Origin of the sequence: Streptosporangium sp. CA-115845 (genome assembly GCF_050943795.1) — a bacterium.
Taxonomy (GTDB): Bacteria; Actinomycetota; Actinomycetes; order Streptosporangiales; family Streptosporangiaceae; genus Streptosporangium.
This window is the reverse complement of record NZ_CP191988.1, coordinates 8,689,954-8,705,674: the sequence shown is the minus strand read 5'-3', so window position 1 is coordinate 8,705,674 and position 15,721 is coordinate 8,689,954. Positions and strand designations below refer to the sequence as shown.

The 15,721-nt window shown below is 67.8% G+C and carries 16 protein-coding genes; 9 read left to right on the top strand and 7 right to left on the bottom strand.

Annotated elements, in window-relative coordinates; all coding sequences use genetic code 11:
* The first annotated feature begins 41 nt into the window (after positions 1-41).
* The 5 genes from ACQP0P_RS41355 to ACQP0P_RS41335 all read left to right on the top strand — a co-directional run bounded on the left by ACQP0P_RS41355 (position 42) and on the right by ACQP0P_RS41335 (position 7,767).
* On the top strand, positions 42-3,695 hold the full coding sequence (locus ACQP0P_RS41355) for an ATP-dependent helicase (protein WP_433366719.1): 3,654 nt from the start codon (positions 42-44) through the stop codon (positions 3,693-3,695).
* A 130-nt stretch (positions 3,696-3,825) separates the two neighbouring features.
* The gene (locus ACQP0P_RS41350; RefSeq protein WP_433366716.1) at positions 3,826-4,734 is read left to right on the top strand and encodes an alpha/beta fold hydrolase; all 909 of its coding nucleotides are present in this window, start codon (positions 3,826-3,828) and stop codon (positions 4,732-4,734) included.
* 9 nt (positions 4,735-4,743) lie between these two features.
* A complete protein-coding gene (locus ACQP0P_RS41345) occupies positions 4,744-5,352 on the top strand; it encodes a TetR/AcrR family transcriptional regulator (RefSeq protein WP_433366713.1) in 609 nt (202 codons plus the stop codon).
* A gap of 481 nt (positions 5,353-5,833) precedes the next feature.
* Positions 5,834-6,541, top strand: coding sequence for a TetR/AcrR family transcriptional regulator (locus tag ACQP0P_RS41340; RefSeq protein WP_433366710.1), 708 nt, complete (start codon positions 5,834-5,836; stop codon positions 6,539-6,541).
* 32 nt (positions 6,542-6,573) lie between these two features.
* Positions 6,574-7,767 (top strand): cytochrome P450, encoded by a 1,194-nt coding sequence (locus tag ACQP0P_RS41335; protein WP_433366707.1) that lies wholly within the window; start codon positions 6,574-6,576, stop codon positions 7,765-7,767.
* Between the two features lie 75 nt (positions 7,768-7,842).
* Here ACQP0P_RS41335 and ACQP0P_RS41330 read toward each other — a convergent pair whose 3' ends face one another.
* From ACQP0P_RS41330 to ACQP0P_RS41315, 4 genes are all read right to left on the bottom strand, one after another.
* The gene (locus ACQP0P_RS41330; RefSeq protein ID WP_433366705.1) at positions 7,843-8,157 is read right to left on the bottom strand and encodes a hypothetical protein; all 315 of its coding nucleotides are present in this window, start codon (positions 8,155-8,157) and stop codon (positions 7,843-7,845) included.
* 89 nt (positions 8,158-8,246) lie between these two features.
* Positions 8,247-8,621 carry a hypothetical protein gene (locus ACQP0P_RS41325; protein ID WP_433366702.1) on the bottom strand — a complete coding sequence of 125 codons (375 nt, stop codon included), beginning with the start codon at positions 8,619-8,621 and terminating at the stop codon, positions 8,247-8,249.
* Between the two features lie 37 nt (positions 8,622-8,658).
* On the bottom strand, positions 8,659-9,465 hold the full coding sequence (locus tag ACQP0P_RS41320; protein ID WP_433366699.1) for an SAM-dependent methyltransferase: 807 nt from the start codon (positions 9,463-9,465) through the stop codon (positions 8,659-8,661).
* A gap of 202 nt (positions 9,466-9,667) precedes the next feature.
* Complete coding sequence (locus ACQP0P_RS41315; RefSeq protein WP_433366696.1) at positions 9,668-10,027, bottom strand: hypothetical protein; 360 nt, start codon at positions 10,025-10,027, stop codon at positions 9,668-9,670.
* A 366-nt stretch (positions 10,028-10,393) separates the two neighbouring features.
* Between ACQP0P_RS41315 and ACQP0P_RS41310 the strand changes: the two genes are divergently transcribed.
* Positions 10,394-10,735, top strand: a complete 342-nt coding sequence (locus ACQP0P_RS41310) for a hypothetical protein (protein WP_433366693.1) — start codon at positions 10,394-10,396, stop codon at positions 10,733-10,735.
* A 283-nt stretch (positions 10,736-11,018) separates the two neighbouring features.
* Positions 11,019-12,434: a WD40 repeat domain-containing protein gene (locus tag ACQP0P_RS41305; protein ID WP_433366691.1), complete on the top strand. Its 1,416-nt coding sequence runs from the start codon at positions 11,019-11,021 to the stop codon at positions 12,432-12,434.
* Here ACQP0P_RS41305 and ACQP0P_RS41300 read toward each other — a convergent pair.
* The 3 genes from ACQP0P_RS41300 to ACQP0P_RS41290 all read right to left on the bottom strand — a co-directional run bounded on the left by ACQP0P_RS41300 (position 12,415) and on the right by ACQP0P_RS41290 (position 13,795).
* Positions 12,415-12,564: a hypothetical protein gene (locus ACQP0P_RS41300; protein WP_433366689.1), complete on the bottom strand. Its 150-nt coding sequence runs from the start codon at positions 12,562-12,564 to the stop codon at positions 12,415-12,417. The two genes, ACQP0P_RS41305 and ACQP0P_RS41300, sit on opposite strands and share 20 nt — an antisense overlap.
* Before the next feature lie 168 nt (positions 12,565-12,732).
* Positions 12,733-12,942: a DUF397 domain-containing protein gene (locus tag ACQP0P_RS41295; RefSeq protein ID WP_433366686.1), complete on the bottom strand. Its 210-nt coding sequence runs from the start codon at positions 12,940-12,942 to the stop codon at positions 12,733-12,735.
* A 25-nt stretch (positions 12,943-12,967) separates the two neighbouring features.
* A complete protein-coding gene (locus tag ACQP0P_RS41290) occupies positions 12,968-13,795 on the bottom strand; it encodes a helix-turn-helix domain-containing protein (RefSeq protein ID WP_433366683.1) in 828 nt (275 codons plus the stop codon).
* Positions 13,796-14,143: 348 nt separating this feature from the next.
* Here ACQP0P_RS41290 and ACQP0P_RS41285 point away from each other — a divergent pair, with 348 nt between their 5' ends.
* Positions 14,144-14,551, top strand: coding sequence for a hypothetical protein (locus ACQP0P_RS41285; protein WP_433366680.1), 408 nt, complete (start codon positions 14,144-14,146; stop codon positions 14,549-14,551).
* Positions 14,548-15,540 (top strand): ATP-binding protein, encoded by a 993-nt coding sequence (locus ACQP0P_RS41280; RefSeq protein WP_433366677.1) that lies wholly within the window; start codon positions 14,548-14,550, stop codon positions 15,538-15,540. Before ACQP0P_RS41285 ends, ACQP0P_RS41280 begins: the two co-directional genes overlap by 4 nt.
* The last annotated feature ends 181 nt before the right edge of the window (positions 15,541-15,721 follow it).

Sequence of the window (15,721 nt, the reverse complement as noted above, 5' to 3'; positions counted from 1 at the left end):
CTCCGGCACCGGGGCCGTGTCGCGTCCACCGGGGGCGCCGCGTGCTGAGCCCGGTTCAGCTTGCCGCCAAGCTGGGCATCCTGCCGCCGACCCCGGAACAGGCGGCCGTGATCGAGGCCGGGCTCGAACCGATGGTCGTGATGGCCGGGGCCGGGTCGGGCAAGAGCGAGACCATGGCCGGGCGCGTCGTCTGGCTGGTCGCCAACGGGCTGCTCCGCCCCGAGCAGGTGCTCGGTCTGACCTTCACCAGGAAGGCCGCCGCGGAGCTGGCCGCGCGGGTGCGCGAGCGGCTCAACGGTCTCGTCGAGGTCGGGCAGGTACCGGCGGAGCTGATGGAGGGCGAGCCGACCATCTCGACGTACCACGCCTACGCGGCCCGTCTGGTCACCGAGCACGCCCTGCGCGAGGCGCTGGAGCCGACCATGCGCCTGGTCTCCCCGGCCGTCTCCTGGCAGCTCGCCAGCCGGGTGGTCAGCGCGTACGACGGACCGATGGAGCAGGTCGAGTGGAGCCCGGCGACCGTCACCCGGGCGGTCCTCGAACTGGCCGGTGAGCTGGCCGAACACCTGCGCACCCCGCAGGACGTGCGCGACGTCGGCGCCAAGCTCGCCCAGCGGTTCGCCGAGCTGCCCGGCACCCCGACCAAGGACCAGCGCAGACCGCTGCTCACCCAGCGGGCCAGGGAGCAGCTGCTGCCGCTGGTCGAGGCGTACAACCGGCTCAAGCGCGGCCGGGAGGTGGTCGACCACGGCGACCAGATGGCGCTGGCCGCCAGGATCGCCGACCGGCACGCCGACGTCGGCGAGATCGAGCGCGGGCGGTTCGCCGTGGTCCTGCTGGACGAGTACCAGGACACCAGCCACGCCCAGCTCGTCCTGCTCCGCGCCCTGTTCGGCGGCGGCCACCCGGTGACGGCGGTGGGCGACCCCTGCCAGTCCATCTACGGCTGGCGCGGTGCCTCGGCGGGCAACCTCACCCGATTCCCCCGTGACTTCAGGACCGCCTCGGGGGAGCTCGCGCCCGTCAACCGCCTGTCGGTCAGCTTCCGCAACGGTGACGCCGTGCTGGACGTCGCCGCCCGGCTCCAGCTGCCGCTCCGGATGGAGGCCAGGGAGGTGCCGGTCCTGGTGCCCGGTAAGAACCGGGTCGAGCGCGGCCGGGTGATGTGCGCCTTCCACGAGACCGCGGACGACGAGGCGCGCCAGGTCGCCCTGGAGATCGCCAGGGTGCTGGGCGTCGAGAACGCGCCCGACGGCATGCCGTGGGGCGACGGCGAGCGTAAGAAGGCCAAGCAGAGCATGTGGGGCGGGCCGCAGTCGCTCCAGCCGCACGACGTGGCGATCCTGGCGCGCAAACGCTCGCAGTTCCCCGCGCTCCGCAAGGCCCTGGAGGAGCGCGGCATCCCGGTCGAGGTCGTCGGCCTGGGCGGACTGCTCCTTGTGCCGGAGGTCGCCGACATCGTCTCCACCCTGCGCGTTATCTACGACCCGAGCGCGGGGGACGCCCTGGTGCGGTTGCTCTCCGGCCCCCGCTGGCGGATCGGCCCCGCCGACCTCAAGGAACTGGGCGAGCGGGCCCGCGAGCTGAACCGGGAGACCCGCGAGGGCGCGTCGCCGGTGGCCGACCCGCTGGACCAGGTGGTGGCCGACATGGCCGAGGAGCGCGGCAGCCTGGTCGACGCCCTCGACGAGCTGCCCGACCGTCCCGCCTGGCAGGATCTGTTCTCCCCGCCGGCGAGGGTGCGGCTGGTCGCCATGGCCCAGGAATTGCGCCTGCTGCGCGCCCACACCGGCCAGCCGCTGCCCGACCTGATCCTGGAGATCGAGCGCAGGCTCGGCCTGGACATCGAGGTGGCGGCCAGGGGGACGGCCGTCGGCCCGTTCGCCGCCCGCGCCGACCTCGACGCCTTCCTGGACGCCGCCGCCCGGTTCGCCGGAGACTCCGAGGATCCCACGCTGGGCGCGTTCCTGGCGTTCCTGAAGGCGGCGGACGAGGAGGAGAACGGCCTGGACGCCGGGCGGGTGGGCGAGAGCAACAGCGTGAAACTAATGACGGTCCATGCCTCCAAGGGGCTGGAATGGCCGGTCGTGGTGGTGCCCGGCCTCTCCCAGGCGCTCTCGAAGGCCGGGACGCTCACCGTCGGCACCGTGTTCCCGGCCCGCTCCACGACCAGCCCGAAGTGGACGGAGAACCCCCGCAAGCTGCCCTACCAGCTCCGTGGAGACGCCTCCGACCTGCCCGGACTGGCCGGGCTGGCCAAGGAGGAGCTGGCCGACTTCGACGAGCGCTGCCGCGACCGCGATCTGCTTGAGGAGCGTCGCCTGGCGTACGTCGCCGTCACCCGCGCCCACTACCTGCTGATCGCCTCCGGCTACCGCTGGGGCACCGCGTCCAGGCCGCTGGAGCCGTCGGACTTCCTGCTGGAGATCCGCGAGACCTGCGGCAGGGTGGACTTCTGGGCCCCGGAGATGGAGGAGGGCGCCACCAACCCGCTCCTCGCCGAGCCGGCCGAGGCCCGGTGGCCGATCGAGCCGGACGACGCCCGCTACGCCGCCGTTCTCGACGGCGCCACCATGGTCGAGGCCGCCCTCGCGGCCCTCGCCGGGGGGCCCGTTCCCGGCTCCGCCGAGGACGTCCCCTTCCTTGACGCTCCCGAGGATGTCCCCTTCCCCGAGGCACCCCGGGACGAGGAGGTGCCCTTCCCCGAAGATCCGTGGGACGAGGACGCGTTCTTCCCCGAGGACCTGTCGGATGGGGAGGATGACCACGGTGACACCGTTCCCGAGGACCAGGGGGGTGGTGATGTGCCCCTTCCCAGCGATCCGCAGGAGGGGAACGTGCCCTCTCCGGGAGCCCAGGGAAACGGGGATGCGTCCTTTCCCGGGGAGGCGGATGTGCCTTTTCCCGGAGCGGTGGACACCTGGCAGGGCGACCGCGCCGATTCCGAGGTCGAGGCAGGGGAGCGGCGGTCGGTGCCGGCGGCCGAGCTGCGGGGATGGGACAGGGAGCGGGCGAAGGCCTGGGAGCGTGACATCGAGCTTCTGCTCAGGGAGCGGGAGATGAACCGGCGGCGCGGTGGCGGCAGGGTGGAGCTGCCCGCCCACCTGACCGTCTCCTCCCTCGTCACGCTGGCCTCCGACCCCAAGGCGCTGGCCAGGCAGATCCGCCGCCCGGTGCCCAGGAAGCCCGCGCCGCTGGCCCGCCGGGGCACCTCCTTCCACCGCTGGCTGGAGGGGCGCTGGGGCCAGCAGCGGCTGATGGACGAGTTCGAGCTGCCCGGCGCGTCCGACGACTTCGAGGAGACCGACGCCCACCTCGACCAGCTGCGCGACCGCTTCGAGGAGAGCGAGTGGGCGGGCAGGGAGCCGCTCGACGTCGAGGTCCCCTTCGAAACCGTGATCGCCGACCGGGTGGTCCGCGGCCGGATGGACGCCGTCTTCCAGATCTCCGAAGGGCGCTACGAGGTCGTCGACTGGAAGACCGGCCGGCGTCCCAGGGGCAGGAAGGCCGAGGCCGCCGCCTCCGTCCAGCTCGCCGCCTACCGGCTGGCCTGGTCCCACCTGGCCGCCGTCCCGCTGGAGCAGGTGGGGGCGGCCTTCCACTACGTCCTGCTGGGCGAGACGGTCCGCCCCGTCGACCTTCTCGACGAGCACGGCCTCGTCACCCTCATTGAGTCGGTTCCCACACTTCCCTGAAAGGCCCCGAACTTCTACCTCTGAGCCCAAGGCGCTGGTAGCTTTACCGACCCCACTCAACCAACGCGGTCGCGGCCTCGCCGGCCACTTGATAGGATACGACTGTATCCATTCGGGAGATGAGGTCACCATGCGCATGCCTGACCGGCCGTCCGCCTTCACCAGCGACTCTGCCCGTGACAAGTACTACGCCGCCTATGACCGAGCGCTCGGCGAGCTGTGGCCGGTGCCGGTGGACGCCATCGACGTGGAGACCCGCGCCGGCAGTGTGCGGATCCACCGGGCCGGGCCCGCTGAGGGGGATCCGGTGGTCCTCCTGGCCGGTGCCGGCGGGAACGCACTGGCCTGGTACCGCTACATCGAGCCGTTGGCGCGCACGCGCCCGGTCCTTGCCGTCGACCCTCTCGGCGAGCCAGGTCGCTCGGTTCAGAGGCGGCCGCTCGCGACCGGTGCCGAGGTCGGCGGCTGGGTCACCGACGTACTGGCCGAGGTCGGCGCCGAGCGCGCACACGTGGCGGGTTTCTCAGCCGGCGGTTGGGCCGCGGTGGAACAGCAACTCGGCGGGGGCGGCCGGGTCGCGGCGCTGACGCTGGTGGACCCGGGCGGCTTCGCGCCGTTGCCCAAGCGGTTCATTCGGTGGGCCCTTGCCGGCGCCATCGCCTCCATGCTCCCTCGTACGTTGCGACACCGCATGGCCGACGTCGTGGACAACGGGGTGCTGCGCGAGGACGAGCTGGTGAGGCTGATGCGGGCCGGATGGTCCTTCCGTCGGCGTGTGCCCATCCCGCCCGCTTACACCGACGAGCAGATACGCGAGGTGTCCGTGCCCGTGCAGGTGCTGCTGGGCGCCCGCAGCGCGCTGCTAGACGCGCAGGCGCTGGCCGCGCGGCTGGCCGACATCGCGCCGTCCTGGCGCGTGGAGATCGTGCCCGGCACCGGACATTCGCTGTCCGTCGAGGCTCCGGACCTGGTCGCCGAGCGGATCCTCAGCTTTCCCGGCCAGGCGCGGCCCGTCATCACAACGCCGAAGCACGTCTAGGAAACCAGTATGCCCAAACAGGTGGATCATGAAGCGCGGCGGCGCCAGTTGACCGAGGCGCTGCTGCGCATCGCCAGCACCCGTGGCCTGCAGGCGGTGTCGATGCGTGAGATCGCCGCCGAGGCCGGGGTCTCGCTGCGCGTCGTCCAGTACTACTTCACGAACAAGCAGGCCTTGCTCGAGTCTGGCCTCACCGAGCTGGGTGCCCGCATGGATCGCCGGGTCAAGCAGCGGGCCGCCGCTGTCGCGGGCGAGCTGACACCGCGAGGCGTTTTCGCCGCCGTCCTCGGCACGATCCTGCCCTTCGACGAGCAGAGCAAACTGGACTCCATGGCCTGGACCGCCTACTACACCGCCGCCCTCACCGACCCGGCGCTCGCCGCGGTCGGTGTCACCCTGCCCAACGCGCTGGAAGACTTCCTCACCGTACGGTTGACCGCCGCGCAGCAGGCCGGGGAGATCGCCCCCGATCGTGACCCGCGTACCGAAGTCGCCGGCCTTCTGGCTCTCGCCAACGGCCTGACCTCCAGTGTCCTCAGCCGGCAGCGCAGCCACGAGGCCGCCACCAAGATCATCGACTACCGTCTGGACCGCCTGTTCGGGTCGGCAGCGGTTTGACCCAGCGGGACCACGGCGGTTGAGAGACATCGGGCATCGCAGCGACAGTCGACCGGTCAGCAGTTCTTCTGTGCGACGGCTTCGATTCTTGGGCCCATTCGCCGGGGCCAACGCCTATCAGTTCGCCGATGTCCTGGGCGTCGCCCAACTCGGCCCGAAGATGTGGGCGAACCCGGAGCGGCACGCGCCGGGCCGTCCGGGTCAGAGGTCGGGGCGGTTCTCGCCGCCGCGCATGCCGTGATCCTGGCCGAAGCGCGCGGAGGCCGGCGAATCATCACCTCCGCGCCACATCTGTACTACGGCATCCCTGATGTTCGACTGGAAATCCTGCCCTGAGCGCCTTCCCGGTAAGCCTTACGAACACCAGGAGGTAGGCGCGCCGGTCCGAAAGGGGATTGTCCGCGCCGGAGGGGAGGTCTACTCTCTGACTTGTTGACCAGATTTCATAATTGGTCATGAGGTCAGAGGGAAAGGTCCCAGAGTGACGGAACGAGCAGGGCAGACCGTCGGTCGCGCCGACCGGATCCTCGACGCGGCGGCCGAGCTGCTCGTACGCCTCGGCTACCGGAAGGTGACGATCGACGACATCGCCCAGTCGGCCGGCATCGGCAAGGGCACCGTCTACCTGCACTGGCGGACCAAGCAGCAGTTGTTCGAGGCCATGCTGCTGCGTGAGACGATCTCCTATGTCGAGGAGCTCCTCGACGAGCTGCGCCGGGACCCGGCGATGCTGCTGCCGCACCGCTTCATCCCCGCGTCGTTCCTCATCGTCGACCGCCGGCCGGTGCTGCGGGCGCTGTCCGAGGGATACCTGCGGCAGACGCAGCGCAGGCCGGCCGACGCCTTCCTGCACAGCCAGGAGTTGCTCGCCTCCGAACGGTTCTACGACCTGATGACCCGGCACGGCCTGTTCCGCGACGACGTGCCGAACCTGGCGTACACGCTGAGCGCGACGATGACCGGGTTCCACGTCTACGAGAATTCGGATCCGATGGCCGTCGTGCTGGACATGCGGGCCAAGGTCGACTCACTCGCCCACGTCATCAGGCACGCCTTCGAACCGGCCGAGCCACCGACCCCGGAGGAACTGGCCAAGGCGGTCTCGGAGATCATCGCCGTCTTCGAGGACCTGATCCCGCCCTACCGCACCTGGATCTACGCGTACGAGAGAACGCACGAGCCCGGCTGATCCCGGACCCGTCCCGATGAGAAAGGCAGACCATGACCACCATCGCCGACACATGGGGCCTGCACGAGGGGCACTTCTGGCTACGCGGAAGGCGGCCGGACCAGCCGGTGAGCTTCGACGCCGGCACCGGGATGTGGAACGTCTACGGCTACCCCGAGGCACTGCGGATTCTCGGCGACCCGAAGACCTTCTCCTCCGATACCAGCCGCGTGGTACCCGAGGTCGCCAGACCCTCCGAGCGCAGCCTGACGCAACTGGACCCGCCCATGCACGGCAAGCTTCGCAAGCTCGTCAGCCACGCCTTCACCCCGAAGGTCGTCGCCGACCTCGAACCGCGCATCGCCGCGCTGACCGGCGAACTGCTCGACGAGGTGGCCGACACGGGCCGGATGGACCTGGTGGCCGATCTCGCCTACCCGCTGCCGGTCATCGTCATCGCGGAACTGCTGGGTGTTCCCGGCTCGGATCGGCACCTGTTCAAGCAGTGGGTCGACAGGATGCTGGAGAACTCCCAGCAGTTCTCCCTCGTCGACCACAGTGTGGAGCAGGCGCGCAACCTTGAGGTCGCCATGGAGCAGGTCAAGCACCTGACCGACTACCTCGGCGAACACGCCGCGGAGCGACGCCTCAGGCCGCGTGCCGACCTGCTCACCAAACTCGTCGAGGCCGAGGTGGACGGCGAGCGCCTCACCCAGACCGAGGTGGTGAACTTCGCCAACATCCTGCTGCTGGCCGGGCACATCACCACCACCATGTTGCTGGGCAACACGGTGCTCTGCCTGGACGCCCACCCCGAGCAATTTGCCCGCGCCCGTGCGGACCGGTCGACGGTCCCCGCCGCGATCGAGGAGTCCCTGCGCTTCTTCAGCCCGTTCGCGGCCCTCGGCCGGGTCACCAACGTCGACGTCGAGCTCGGCGGACAACAGGTGCCCGCCGACCAGCTGCTCATGGTGTGGATCGCGGCGGCCAACCGCGACCCCCGGCAGTTCGCCGACCCCGACGCCTTCGACCCGACCCGTGACCCCAACCCCCACCTCGGTCTCGGCCGGGGCATCCACTTCTGCCTCGGCGCGCCGCTGGCCCGCCTGGAGGGCCGGGTCGCGCTCGACATCCTGCTTGACCGCTTCCCCCACCTGCGCACCGATCCGGACGAGCCGCCGCAGTTCATCCCCAGCCCCAACATGACCGGCGTACGGAAACTGCCGCTGCTCACCTCCGCCGGCTGAGCGGGCCGCTCTGCCAGGAGAAAAGGGGCATGGAAGCAAACGCCTCCGCGCCCCTTTTCTTGGTGTTCGTTGCCCCTAGCAGTATCGGGCGCGGGCGTGCTTGTACCCCAACGCGAATCCGCGCTTGTACTCTGCGGAACCGCTAGGAGTACTGCTGCCCGTGCCGCTCTTGCAGGAGGTCTTGCCGGCCTTGCGTCCGGCCGCGTACCCCTTCTTGCAGTCCTTGTCTTTCTGGCATTGCTTGGTCTGGGATGGCTTCGCCGTCGCGCTGGGCGAGGGGGTGGGGTCGGTCGGGGCCGCACCCGCCATGCCCGCCATGCCGCCGATCAGCGCGACACTCGTCGCGCCGACCGCGATTGCCTGAAGGATTCGGTTGGACATGGTGCTCATCTCCTTTGCCGATCAAGCGGTGCCGTCGTGCCGACCGAGGCTGGACCACGGGACCGCGACATTCTCAGCGGGAGAGTGATACCCGACATTCACTGACAAAAGCACATAAAACGGACTCTTTCTTTCAAACCCATAATTATCGCAAAAGAATTATTCGACAGAGATCTGGGGGTCATTGTTGAACGGCCGAACTCCGGGAAGTATGCGGCTTCGCTGCGCACGCGTCGTCCGGGGGGTCGTGTCCGGTACGACGGCACGGTCTCATGGGAGGCTTTACCGGTGATCATGGCTGTGACCTCCGGGCTGGAGATGTCACAGCCCCAGGTCGAACTGCCCCACCGGCTCTTTACGATGTTCGACACGATCCGGTAGGCCTGCCGGTGACGGAAGCTCTTCCTGGCGATCGCTTTCGTCGACAGTGAGAAGACCAAGACCATCCCGGTCGTGATGGTGGCCTCGGTCATCCTGACGCTCGTACTCTCGCCCGGCACATCATGCGGGTCAGGAGGGCTTGCGGCCCACTCCGACGTAGCCGATCGAGGTGTTCCGCTCGCCGGACAGGGGAGGATCGACGGGGTGCCAGTCCTTGGGGAACACCAGGCCGGGTTCGAGCAGCTCGTAGCCGTCGAAGAAGCGGGAGATCTCCGCGTGCGTGCGCAGGCTCAGCGCCTCGGTGGCCCGGTTGTAGATCTCCAGAGCCTCCGGTGTGCTGTCCGGCTTGGCGTCGATCGCGTGACTGAGAACGAGGTGGCTGCCCGGCGCGCTCGCCTCGGACAGCCGCTGGGTGATCTGGTAGGCGCCCGCGCCGTCGGGGTTCTCGTCCGGGATGAAGTGCAGAATGGCCAGCAGCAGGAACGCCACGGGCCGGTCGAAGTCGACGTGCTCGCGCAGCCGGGCCAGCAGCGTCTCCGGGGCACGCGCGTCGGCCTGCACGATGGTGACGTTGTCGCCGTTCGCCAGGAGCGCCCGGCTGTGCGCGCACACGATGGGGTCGTAGTCCACGTAGACCACGCGGGTGTCGGGCGCGACCGCGTGCGCGATCTCGTGGGTGTTGCCCTGCGTGGGTAGCCCGGAGCCCAGGTCCACGATCTGCCGGACACCCGACTCGACCAGATGGCGTACGGCACGTGCGAGGAACGCCCGGTTCTCCCTCGCGGAGTCGCGGGTCTCGGGAAAGAGCTTCAGAATCTGCTCGGCTGCGGCCCGGTCGGCGGCGAAATTGTCCTTGCCGTCCAGGTAGTAGTCGTACATCCGGGCGACGTTGGGCACGTTCGGGTCGACCCCGTCCGGCGTAGCCTGATCAGTCACACTTTCTCCTGACTTTTCGGCATCCGTCTGGAATTGATGTTAGAGAGTCTTCCGCGCGTTGGCAGCAGGATGAGGTGATCGATGTGGGGTTTCGGCGGCGGACGTCGCGGGGCCGGTGAACGGCCCAAACGGCCTGCCCTCCCGACCGGTCAAGCAAAGCGGCCCCGCCCCATCGAGGGCAGGGCCGCTTCGGGTCAGGAGGTCAGCAGGATATCCACCCGTTGTAGCGCGGAGCCGGGCCGACGCCCGAGATGTAGCGGTATCTCGAAACAGTGCTGGAGCCGGTGCTCCCGTACGGGATGGTGATGCACGGGCCGTCATCTGCGTTTGCGATGTTGAGCTTTTTCCGGTCGGCACCCGTTCCGCCGCCACAGTTGTACCAGGTGCCGTAGACGGTGACGGGGTCTATCGTGCCGATACTCCCACCGCTGCCGCTGTCGCTGCTACGACCGGCACAGGGGTTCGGCTCGGCGTTCGCGGTGGTGGCGCTCAGACCGAGCGACAACACGGCACCCGCGCTGGCAATTGCGATGGTGCGAGTGATCCTGATCGTTGCACGCAAGAATTTCTCCCCGTTCTTCGGTCCAACTTCTTCTGGCTGTCCAACAGATTGCCGTTCCGGCCGTCGGATTTAACAATGGCCAGTGGAGCGTCTCCGAACCTTGGCCGGGCTTTTCCGGGCCCAGAACGCCTGTTCCCCGCCGCAGGCTTCCCGGTCAACGTTCGGTGAGAGGCCACTGGCTGCACAGCCCGACATCGCTCATTCAAGATCGGAGGTTGAGGTCTTGGCTACCTATAAGGTTTCAGAGCCCCTGGATTCCTGGCCGAAAATCCAACGGGTGTGGGTCTGACCTGCGGTTATTTGGCTTCTTGGGGTGGAGGTGGATCCTCGCCGCTTCGGTTCGTACGGTTCGGATACGAGTGCGGCATGCCCCTGTGGATCTCCGACGTCGAATCCGGATCGGTTCATGACCTCGCCGCCGCACGCCTCCGCGAAAGAAATCAGGATCGGATCACAATGGGCATACTCCAGTCAGTGAGAATTCTCCGGAAAGTGGTAGCCGTGGCTGCAGCGCTGGCATCCTTTGCGGGTGCTACGATGATCGTTTCTACCATGGTAGACGCTAGAATATGGGCACCTCGGCTGATGGTGGCGTCCAGCGTTCTTGTTCTATGTTTTATCCCGCTCATGATCATTGAGGCGATTCGCATGTCGTCCGAGAGGGGTGAAAATCCTGATGCCGACGCGTTGCCAAGAACGCCGGACTGACACAGCGAGAGCTCCGCGAACGTAACTGTTCACGTCACGTCCTGGTATAGGACCTGTTCGGCAACGCGGGCATGACCTCGCCCATGGGGTGATTTTCGGGTGACCCTGGCGGAGGATGAGCAATCGTCGTACGGCGAACTCGTGGCCTTGACCGGAGCAGTAAATGACTGCCCGATCAGCGCCTTGACCCGCCAGTACGGTCCCAAGGACTGTGGTCCCCAGCACGAGCGCGTCATCCGGAAAGAGTACGCACTGTTGTGAGCCGGACGGTTTGGAGACCGAAGTGAATGACCTGACAGGAGCCCGGCAAGCGGATCCGCGCGGCGGCGCCCGCTGGAGAATGTCCGCGATCGTGCTTGCCGTGCTCCTGGCCGTCTCCCTGGTCGTAGCGGGACTCGCGTGGAAGCGTGAGCACGACAGGGCCTTGGCTCAGGAGCGCGTCGCACTGGCTCATGGGCTCGCGCTGCACGCCGCGGACCTGCGCGACGCCGCCCCAGGCACGGCCCGGGACCTCGGTGTGGTCGCAGTCAAGATCCACTCTGACGAGCAGACCCGGGCGGGGCTGATCGACACGCTGGTCTGGGGACGCGGCAGCGAGCTCACGCCGGACGCCTCCAGCGAGGTGGCGCTGAGCGGTGACGGGCGGGTCGCGCTGACCGGTGACATCGGCAACGGCGAGGTGAGCGTATGGGACCTCACGACCTGGCTCGACCCCAAGGTCATCCAGAAGTCCGATCGGGTCGCCGCGTTGCAGGGCCACAAGGAGGGCGTGGAGGCGGTGTCGCTGTCCTTCGACGGGCGGACCGCGCTGACCGGCGGCGAAGGCGCCACGATCGTGTGGGATCTCACCGATCCGGCCAAGCCGATCCGGGCGGCCACATTGGCGGGCAAGAGGAAGACCGACAGTGTGCAGGCGCTGGCGTTGTCACACGACGGCCGTACGGCGGTGATCGCCGACGAGGCCGGTGACGTGACCGTGTGGAATCTGACCGACAGGTCCCGTCCAGCGCGCCTGTCGGTGACGAGAGCGCACAACTCCTCCGTCCGCGGCCTCGCACTCAGCGCGGACGGCGGGATCGCCGTCACCGCGGACCACGATGGGGCGGTGACGGTCTGGGACCTCGCCGACCCCTCGCGTCCGGTCAAGTCAGCCGACCTGACCCTGCCCGAGAGGCCCATGATGGAGACGGCGATAAGCGCGGACGGGCGCGTCGCCCTCGTCGAGAACAGGCATCAGGTCGAGGCCTGGAGCCTCGATGACCGGTCGCGTCCGGCTCGTACGGCCATGTTCGAGGTGCCCCTCGGTGACATGTACGACATGGCCTTGACCCCTGATGGGAAGACCGCCCTGCTCGCCGGACCGAGCGATTCCGTGTTTCTCTGGGACCTCTCCAACCCGTCCGGGCCGACCCGGTCGGCCGCGTTGAAGGGATACGCGCGGGAGATCAATTCCGTGGCTCTCGGCGCCGATGGCGGCGTCGCCCTGGCGGCCGGCCCCGGCGGGGCCTCCCTGTGGGATCTCAGCAACCTGGCCGAGGTCGTCGCCGACCTGGAGGAGGCGGCTTGCCACGGTTACAGCAACGCGCAGCTCAGCAAGGCGGACTGGGCCCGCTACGCGGGTGGTGCGAACTGGTCGGACTACGCGGTGGAGGGTATGGACGTCCTTTCCGTCTGCTCCATCACTCCGGGCACCAGGTAACGCTCCACGTGGGCGACCACGTCACGCCCACCTCCCAGTCCTGGATCACGAAACTGCCGTCGTTGCCGTCCACCCAGACCGAAGGACAGCCACCGTGCTCGCTTCCCGGGTCGATGCCGATGAACCGCATCCCGCGTAGGTGGTGTGTACGGGCGATTCCGACCGGGGGTACACGCGCTTGACGTTAGGTAACGGCCTATTGGACGAGCAACGAACGTGCGAGGACTTGCGCACGGGTTTCCTCGCCGAGGTCGTTGACCGCATTCATGGCACTCGGCAGGCCCGCGAAGGCCGTCGACTATCTCTGGTCGAACTCGCCGTTCTTCACGCCGCTGATGAACGCGCGCCACTCACCAGAAGCGAAGTTCAGCGTGGGGCCGTTGGGGTCCTTGCTGTCTCGTACGACTCGGCTGCCGCCGGGGAGGGCCGCTACTTCGACGCAGTTATCGTTGTTAGCCCCGCTGAGGGTGCTCCTGCACCAGGTGAGACCATGAGTGCTTCGGTCCACTGTGCTTCTCCTATCTCTTGAGGTGCTACACGAGTGTCGCCATGTGTCGAACTGATTCCTCTGGTGATAGAGCCAATGTCATCACATGACTGAAAATAAGGCCATATCTCTGGTAGTCCCTCTGCTGCTCAAGCCAGAGGCTTTCCGTCGTGGTCACTGTGTAGATGAGGCTCGGGTCGTCGAGGAAGTCTAGGATGACGAATGCCCCTTCCAGGGCGTGGTGAGCGCCAGCAGAGTCGGGAACCACCTGGATAGTGATGTTTGGTTTGGCTGCCATGTCGATGAGATGGTGAATCTGCTCACGCATCACCTCTGTCCCACCGATTACCTTTCGTAACGCGGCCTCGTCGATCAGCGCCAACAGGGTTGGTGGATTCTCTCTGGTGAGAATTTCCTGACGCGCAAGTCTCGCCTGCACTTGGCGCTCTACGAGACCCTCGTTCAGAACCTGACCGGCTCGCCACACTGCTTTGGCGTAACTCTCTGTCTGAAGCAGACCTGGGACAAGGATGACTTCCCAAGTGCGGATGGCACTGGCGCCCGCTTCGAAGTCGGGCAGGCTGCCACGGAAGACGTCCTGGTACTTCTCCCACCAGCCGCGCTGGCGTGACTCCCTGGCGAGGGTGATCATCGCCTCGCGCTGGTCTTCGTCGGTGACACCGTAGAAGTCGAGCATCAGGCGTATGTCATGGACGCTGGGAAGCTTCCACTCGTTGCGCTCCATTCTCGATATCTTCGACGGCTCCCACTCCAGTCTTCTGGCGGCCTCGGTCACCGAGAGGCCGGCTTCCTGGCGGAGTTGGCGGAATGCCTGAGAAAGCCTCCGTCGCTTGACCGTAGGACTGTTCGCCATGCTGAGACCTCCATTGGGAATTGTCCGATATGACCTCCGGTCAAAGTGGACAATTTGCCGTACAATCACTTGTGCGTTGCGATTTATATTTTGCTCTGCCAGCATGCTAGTGGGCTTGAGGCGAGAAAGTGGGCGCATTGCGACAGTGGTAATGCGCTCGTCCTCGGGGTCTGGGTAAATGTGTCCGAGTTAGTGGTATGTCAGTGATTAGCGCATTTAATGCCACTTGCGGACCGGCAATTCGGGCATGAGCTGCACTTCAGTCATGAATCGACGCCAATAGGCGAGGCCGCCACGGTGCAGCAACACCGTGACGGCCTCTTGAACCGGACGTAGGAGGTCCAATCCGTGATCGATTTTACAAGAGCGGTCCGGGTCATCCGGATGCGCTTCAGTGGTGACCGGCCGCCGACCCCGCTGGGGTGCCGGTGGTGTGGGCATTCGCCGTACGCGCACGATGACCGGTGCCTGCCCCATCGGCAGGCGCACGCCTACGAGCGGCCGACGCCCGCGCAGTTCCGGGCGCGGCTGGCGGAGTGGTGGCGGCTGGGGTTCGCGGGGCGGTTGTCCGCCTCGGCCTCGCTGCGCCCGTTGGGAGAGACGCGGCCGGAACGGCACGGGCGTCACGCCCGGCCCACGGAGCCGGTAGCTGCCGGGTCGCTCGCGCCGTACGGGCGAGGTCGACCACCGGACGATCTCGCCTTGAGCGGGCGGAGGGCGTACCCGGGCATGCTGCGGCAAGGGAAGGCGGCGTGAGCGGGCGGCATCGGCGGGGAGGGCCCGTCGATCAGCGAGACCCACGGCAGTGGGACCGCGAGCAGCGGGAGGTCGCGGCCCGGCTGGATCGGGTCGAGGCGGGCTGGACGGTCATGTACGGGGTGGGCGGACGCCGGTTCTACGCCATCGCCGCCGGATGGGTCCCCGAGCCGCTGGTCGTGCAGGCGGGTACGGCCGAGGAGTTGTGCGCGCTGATGCGCGAGAGCGAGGCCACCGAACCGGCGACGGTGCCGTCACCTGAGCAGCCGCCCGGCGTGCGCATGGTGCCGGAACCCCAACGACAGCCAGAACCCCAACGACAGCCGGAATCCCCAAGGTGGACGGAATCTCACCGGCAGACGGAATCCCACCGGTACGGGCAAGGAGATCCGATGATCGTAGGCACCCCTGACGGGCTCCGGACCGTCTGCTGGGACATTCCCCGTGACCCGGCGACGGTCAGCGAGGCCCGCAGGATGACCCGCGACACCCTCACCGGCTGGGGCCTGGCGCCCGAGTCCGCCGACGACGCGGTGCTGGTGGTCGGCGAGCTGGTGGCGAACGCCACTTTGTACGGCGAAGAACCGATCCGGCTCTCGCTCTGGGGCATGGCCCAGGGAGTCTGCGTACGGGTCACCGACCACGGCTCCGAGCGGCCCCGCAAGCTCAGCCTGGGCGAGGACGCCTCGCACGGCCGGGGGCTCGCGATCGTCGAGGCGCTGGCCGACCGGTGGGGCGTCGTTCCGGTGCCGGGCGGGATCGGCAAGACGGTCTGGGCCGCCTGGGGGATCTCCCGTTCGGAGTCCGACGCGTCCCGCACCGTCGACTGCGCGGAGCTGGTTCCGTCCTCCCGGGTCCGCGAGGAGGCATCCATCGTCCTGGAGAAAGGGGCCCGTGTCCGAGCAGGGGCATGCAAGCGGTCCTCCTCCGTCATCGAGGCGGCGTTCATGGCGTCCGCCCGGTTCCGTACCGGAGACCTGCTCTCCTGACAGGCGGTGCGGACGGCGACCCCGCAGCCGGGTGAGCGCCCGCCGATCGGCGCGTGAACCTCGACCCGCCGCACTGACGGCGAGTCATGAACCGGAGATGACGATTATCACATCGGCCATTGATTCGCCGTTGGTCCGGAACGTATGTTCCTAGCAACATCCGAGTATGCCTCATGTTTTA

Bases quoted from the DNA above. Each gene is read 5' to 3' on its own strand.
- ACQP0P_RS41330 (WP_433366705.1), bottom strand. From the start codon at position 8,157: ATGAGCACCATGTCCAACCGAATCCTTCAGGCAATCGCGGTCGGCGCG.
- ACQP0P_RS41290 (WP_433366683.1), bottom strand. From the start codon at position 13,795: ATGGCGAACAGTCCTACGGTCAAGCGACGGAGGCTTTCTCAGGCATTC.
- ACQP0P_RS41345 (WP_433366713.1), top strand. From the start codon at position 4,744: ATGCCCAAACAGGTGGATCATGAAGCGCGGCGGCGCCAGTTGACCGAG.
- ACQP0P_RS41335 (WP_433366707.1), top strand. From the start codon at position 6,574: ATGACCACCATCGCCGACACATGGGGCCTGCACGAGGGGCACTTCTGG.
- ACQP0P_RS41310 (WP_433366693.1), top strand. From the start codon at position 10,394: ATGCCCCTGTGGATCTCCGACGTCGAATCCGGATCGGTTCATGACCTC.
- ACQP0P_RS41350 (WP_433366716.1), top strand. From the start codon at position 3,826: ATGCGCATGCCTGACCGGCCGTCCGCCTTCACCAGCGACTCTGCCCGT.
- ACQP0P_RS41300 (WP_433366689.1), bottom strand. From the start codon at position 12,564: ATGCGGTTCATCGGCATCGACCCGGGAAGCGAGCACGGTGGCTGTCCT.
- ACQP0P_RS41325 (WP_433366702.1), bottom strand. From the start codon at position 8,621: ATGACCGAGGCCACCATCACGACCGGGATGGTCTTGGTCTTCTCACTG.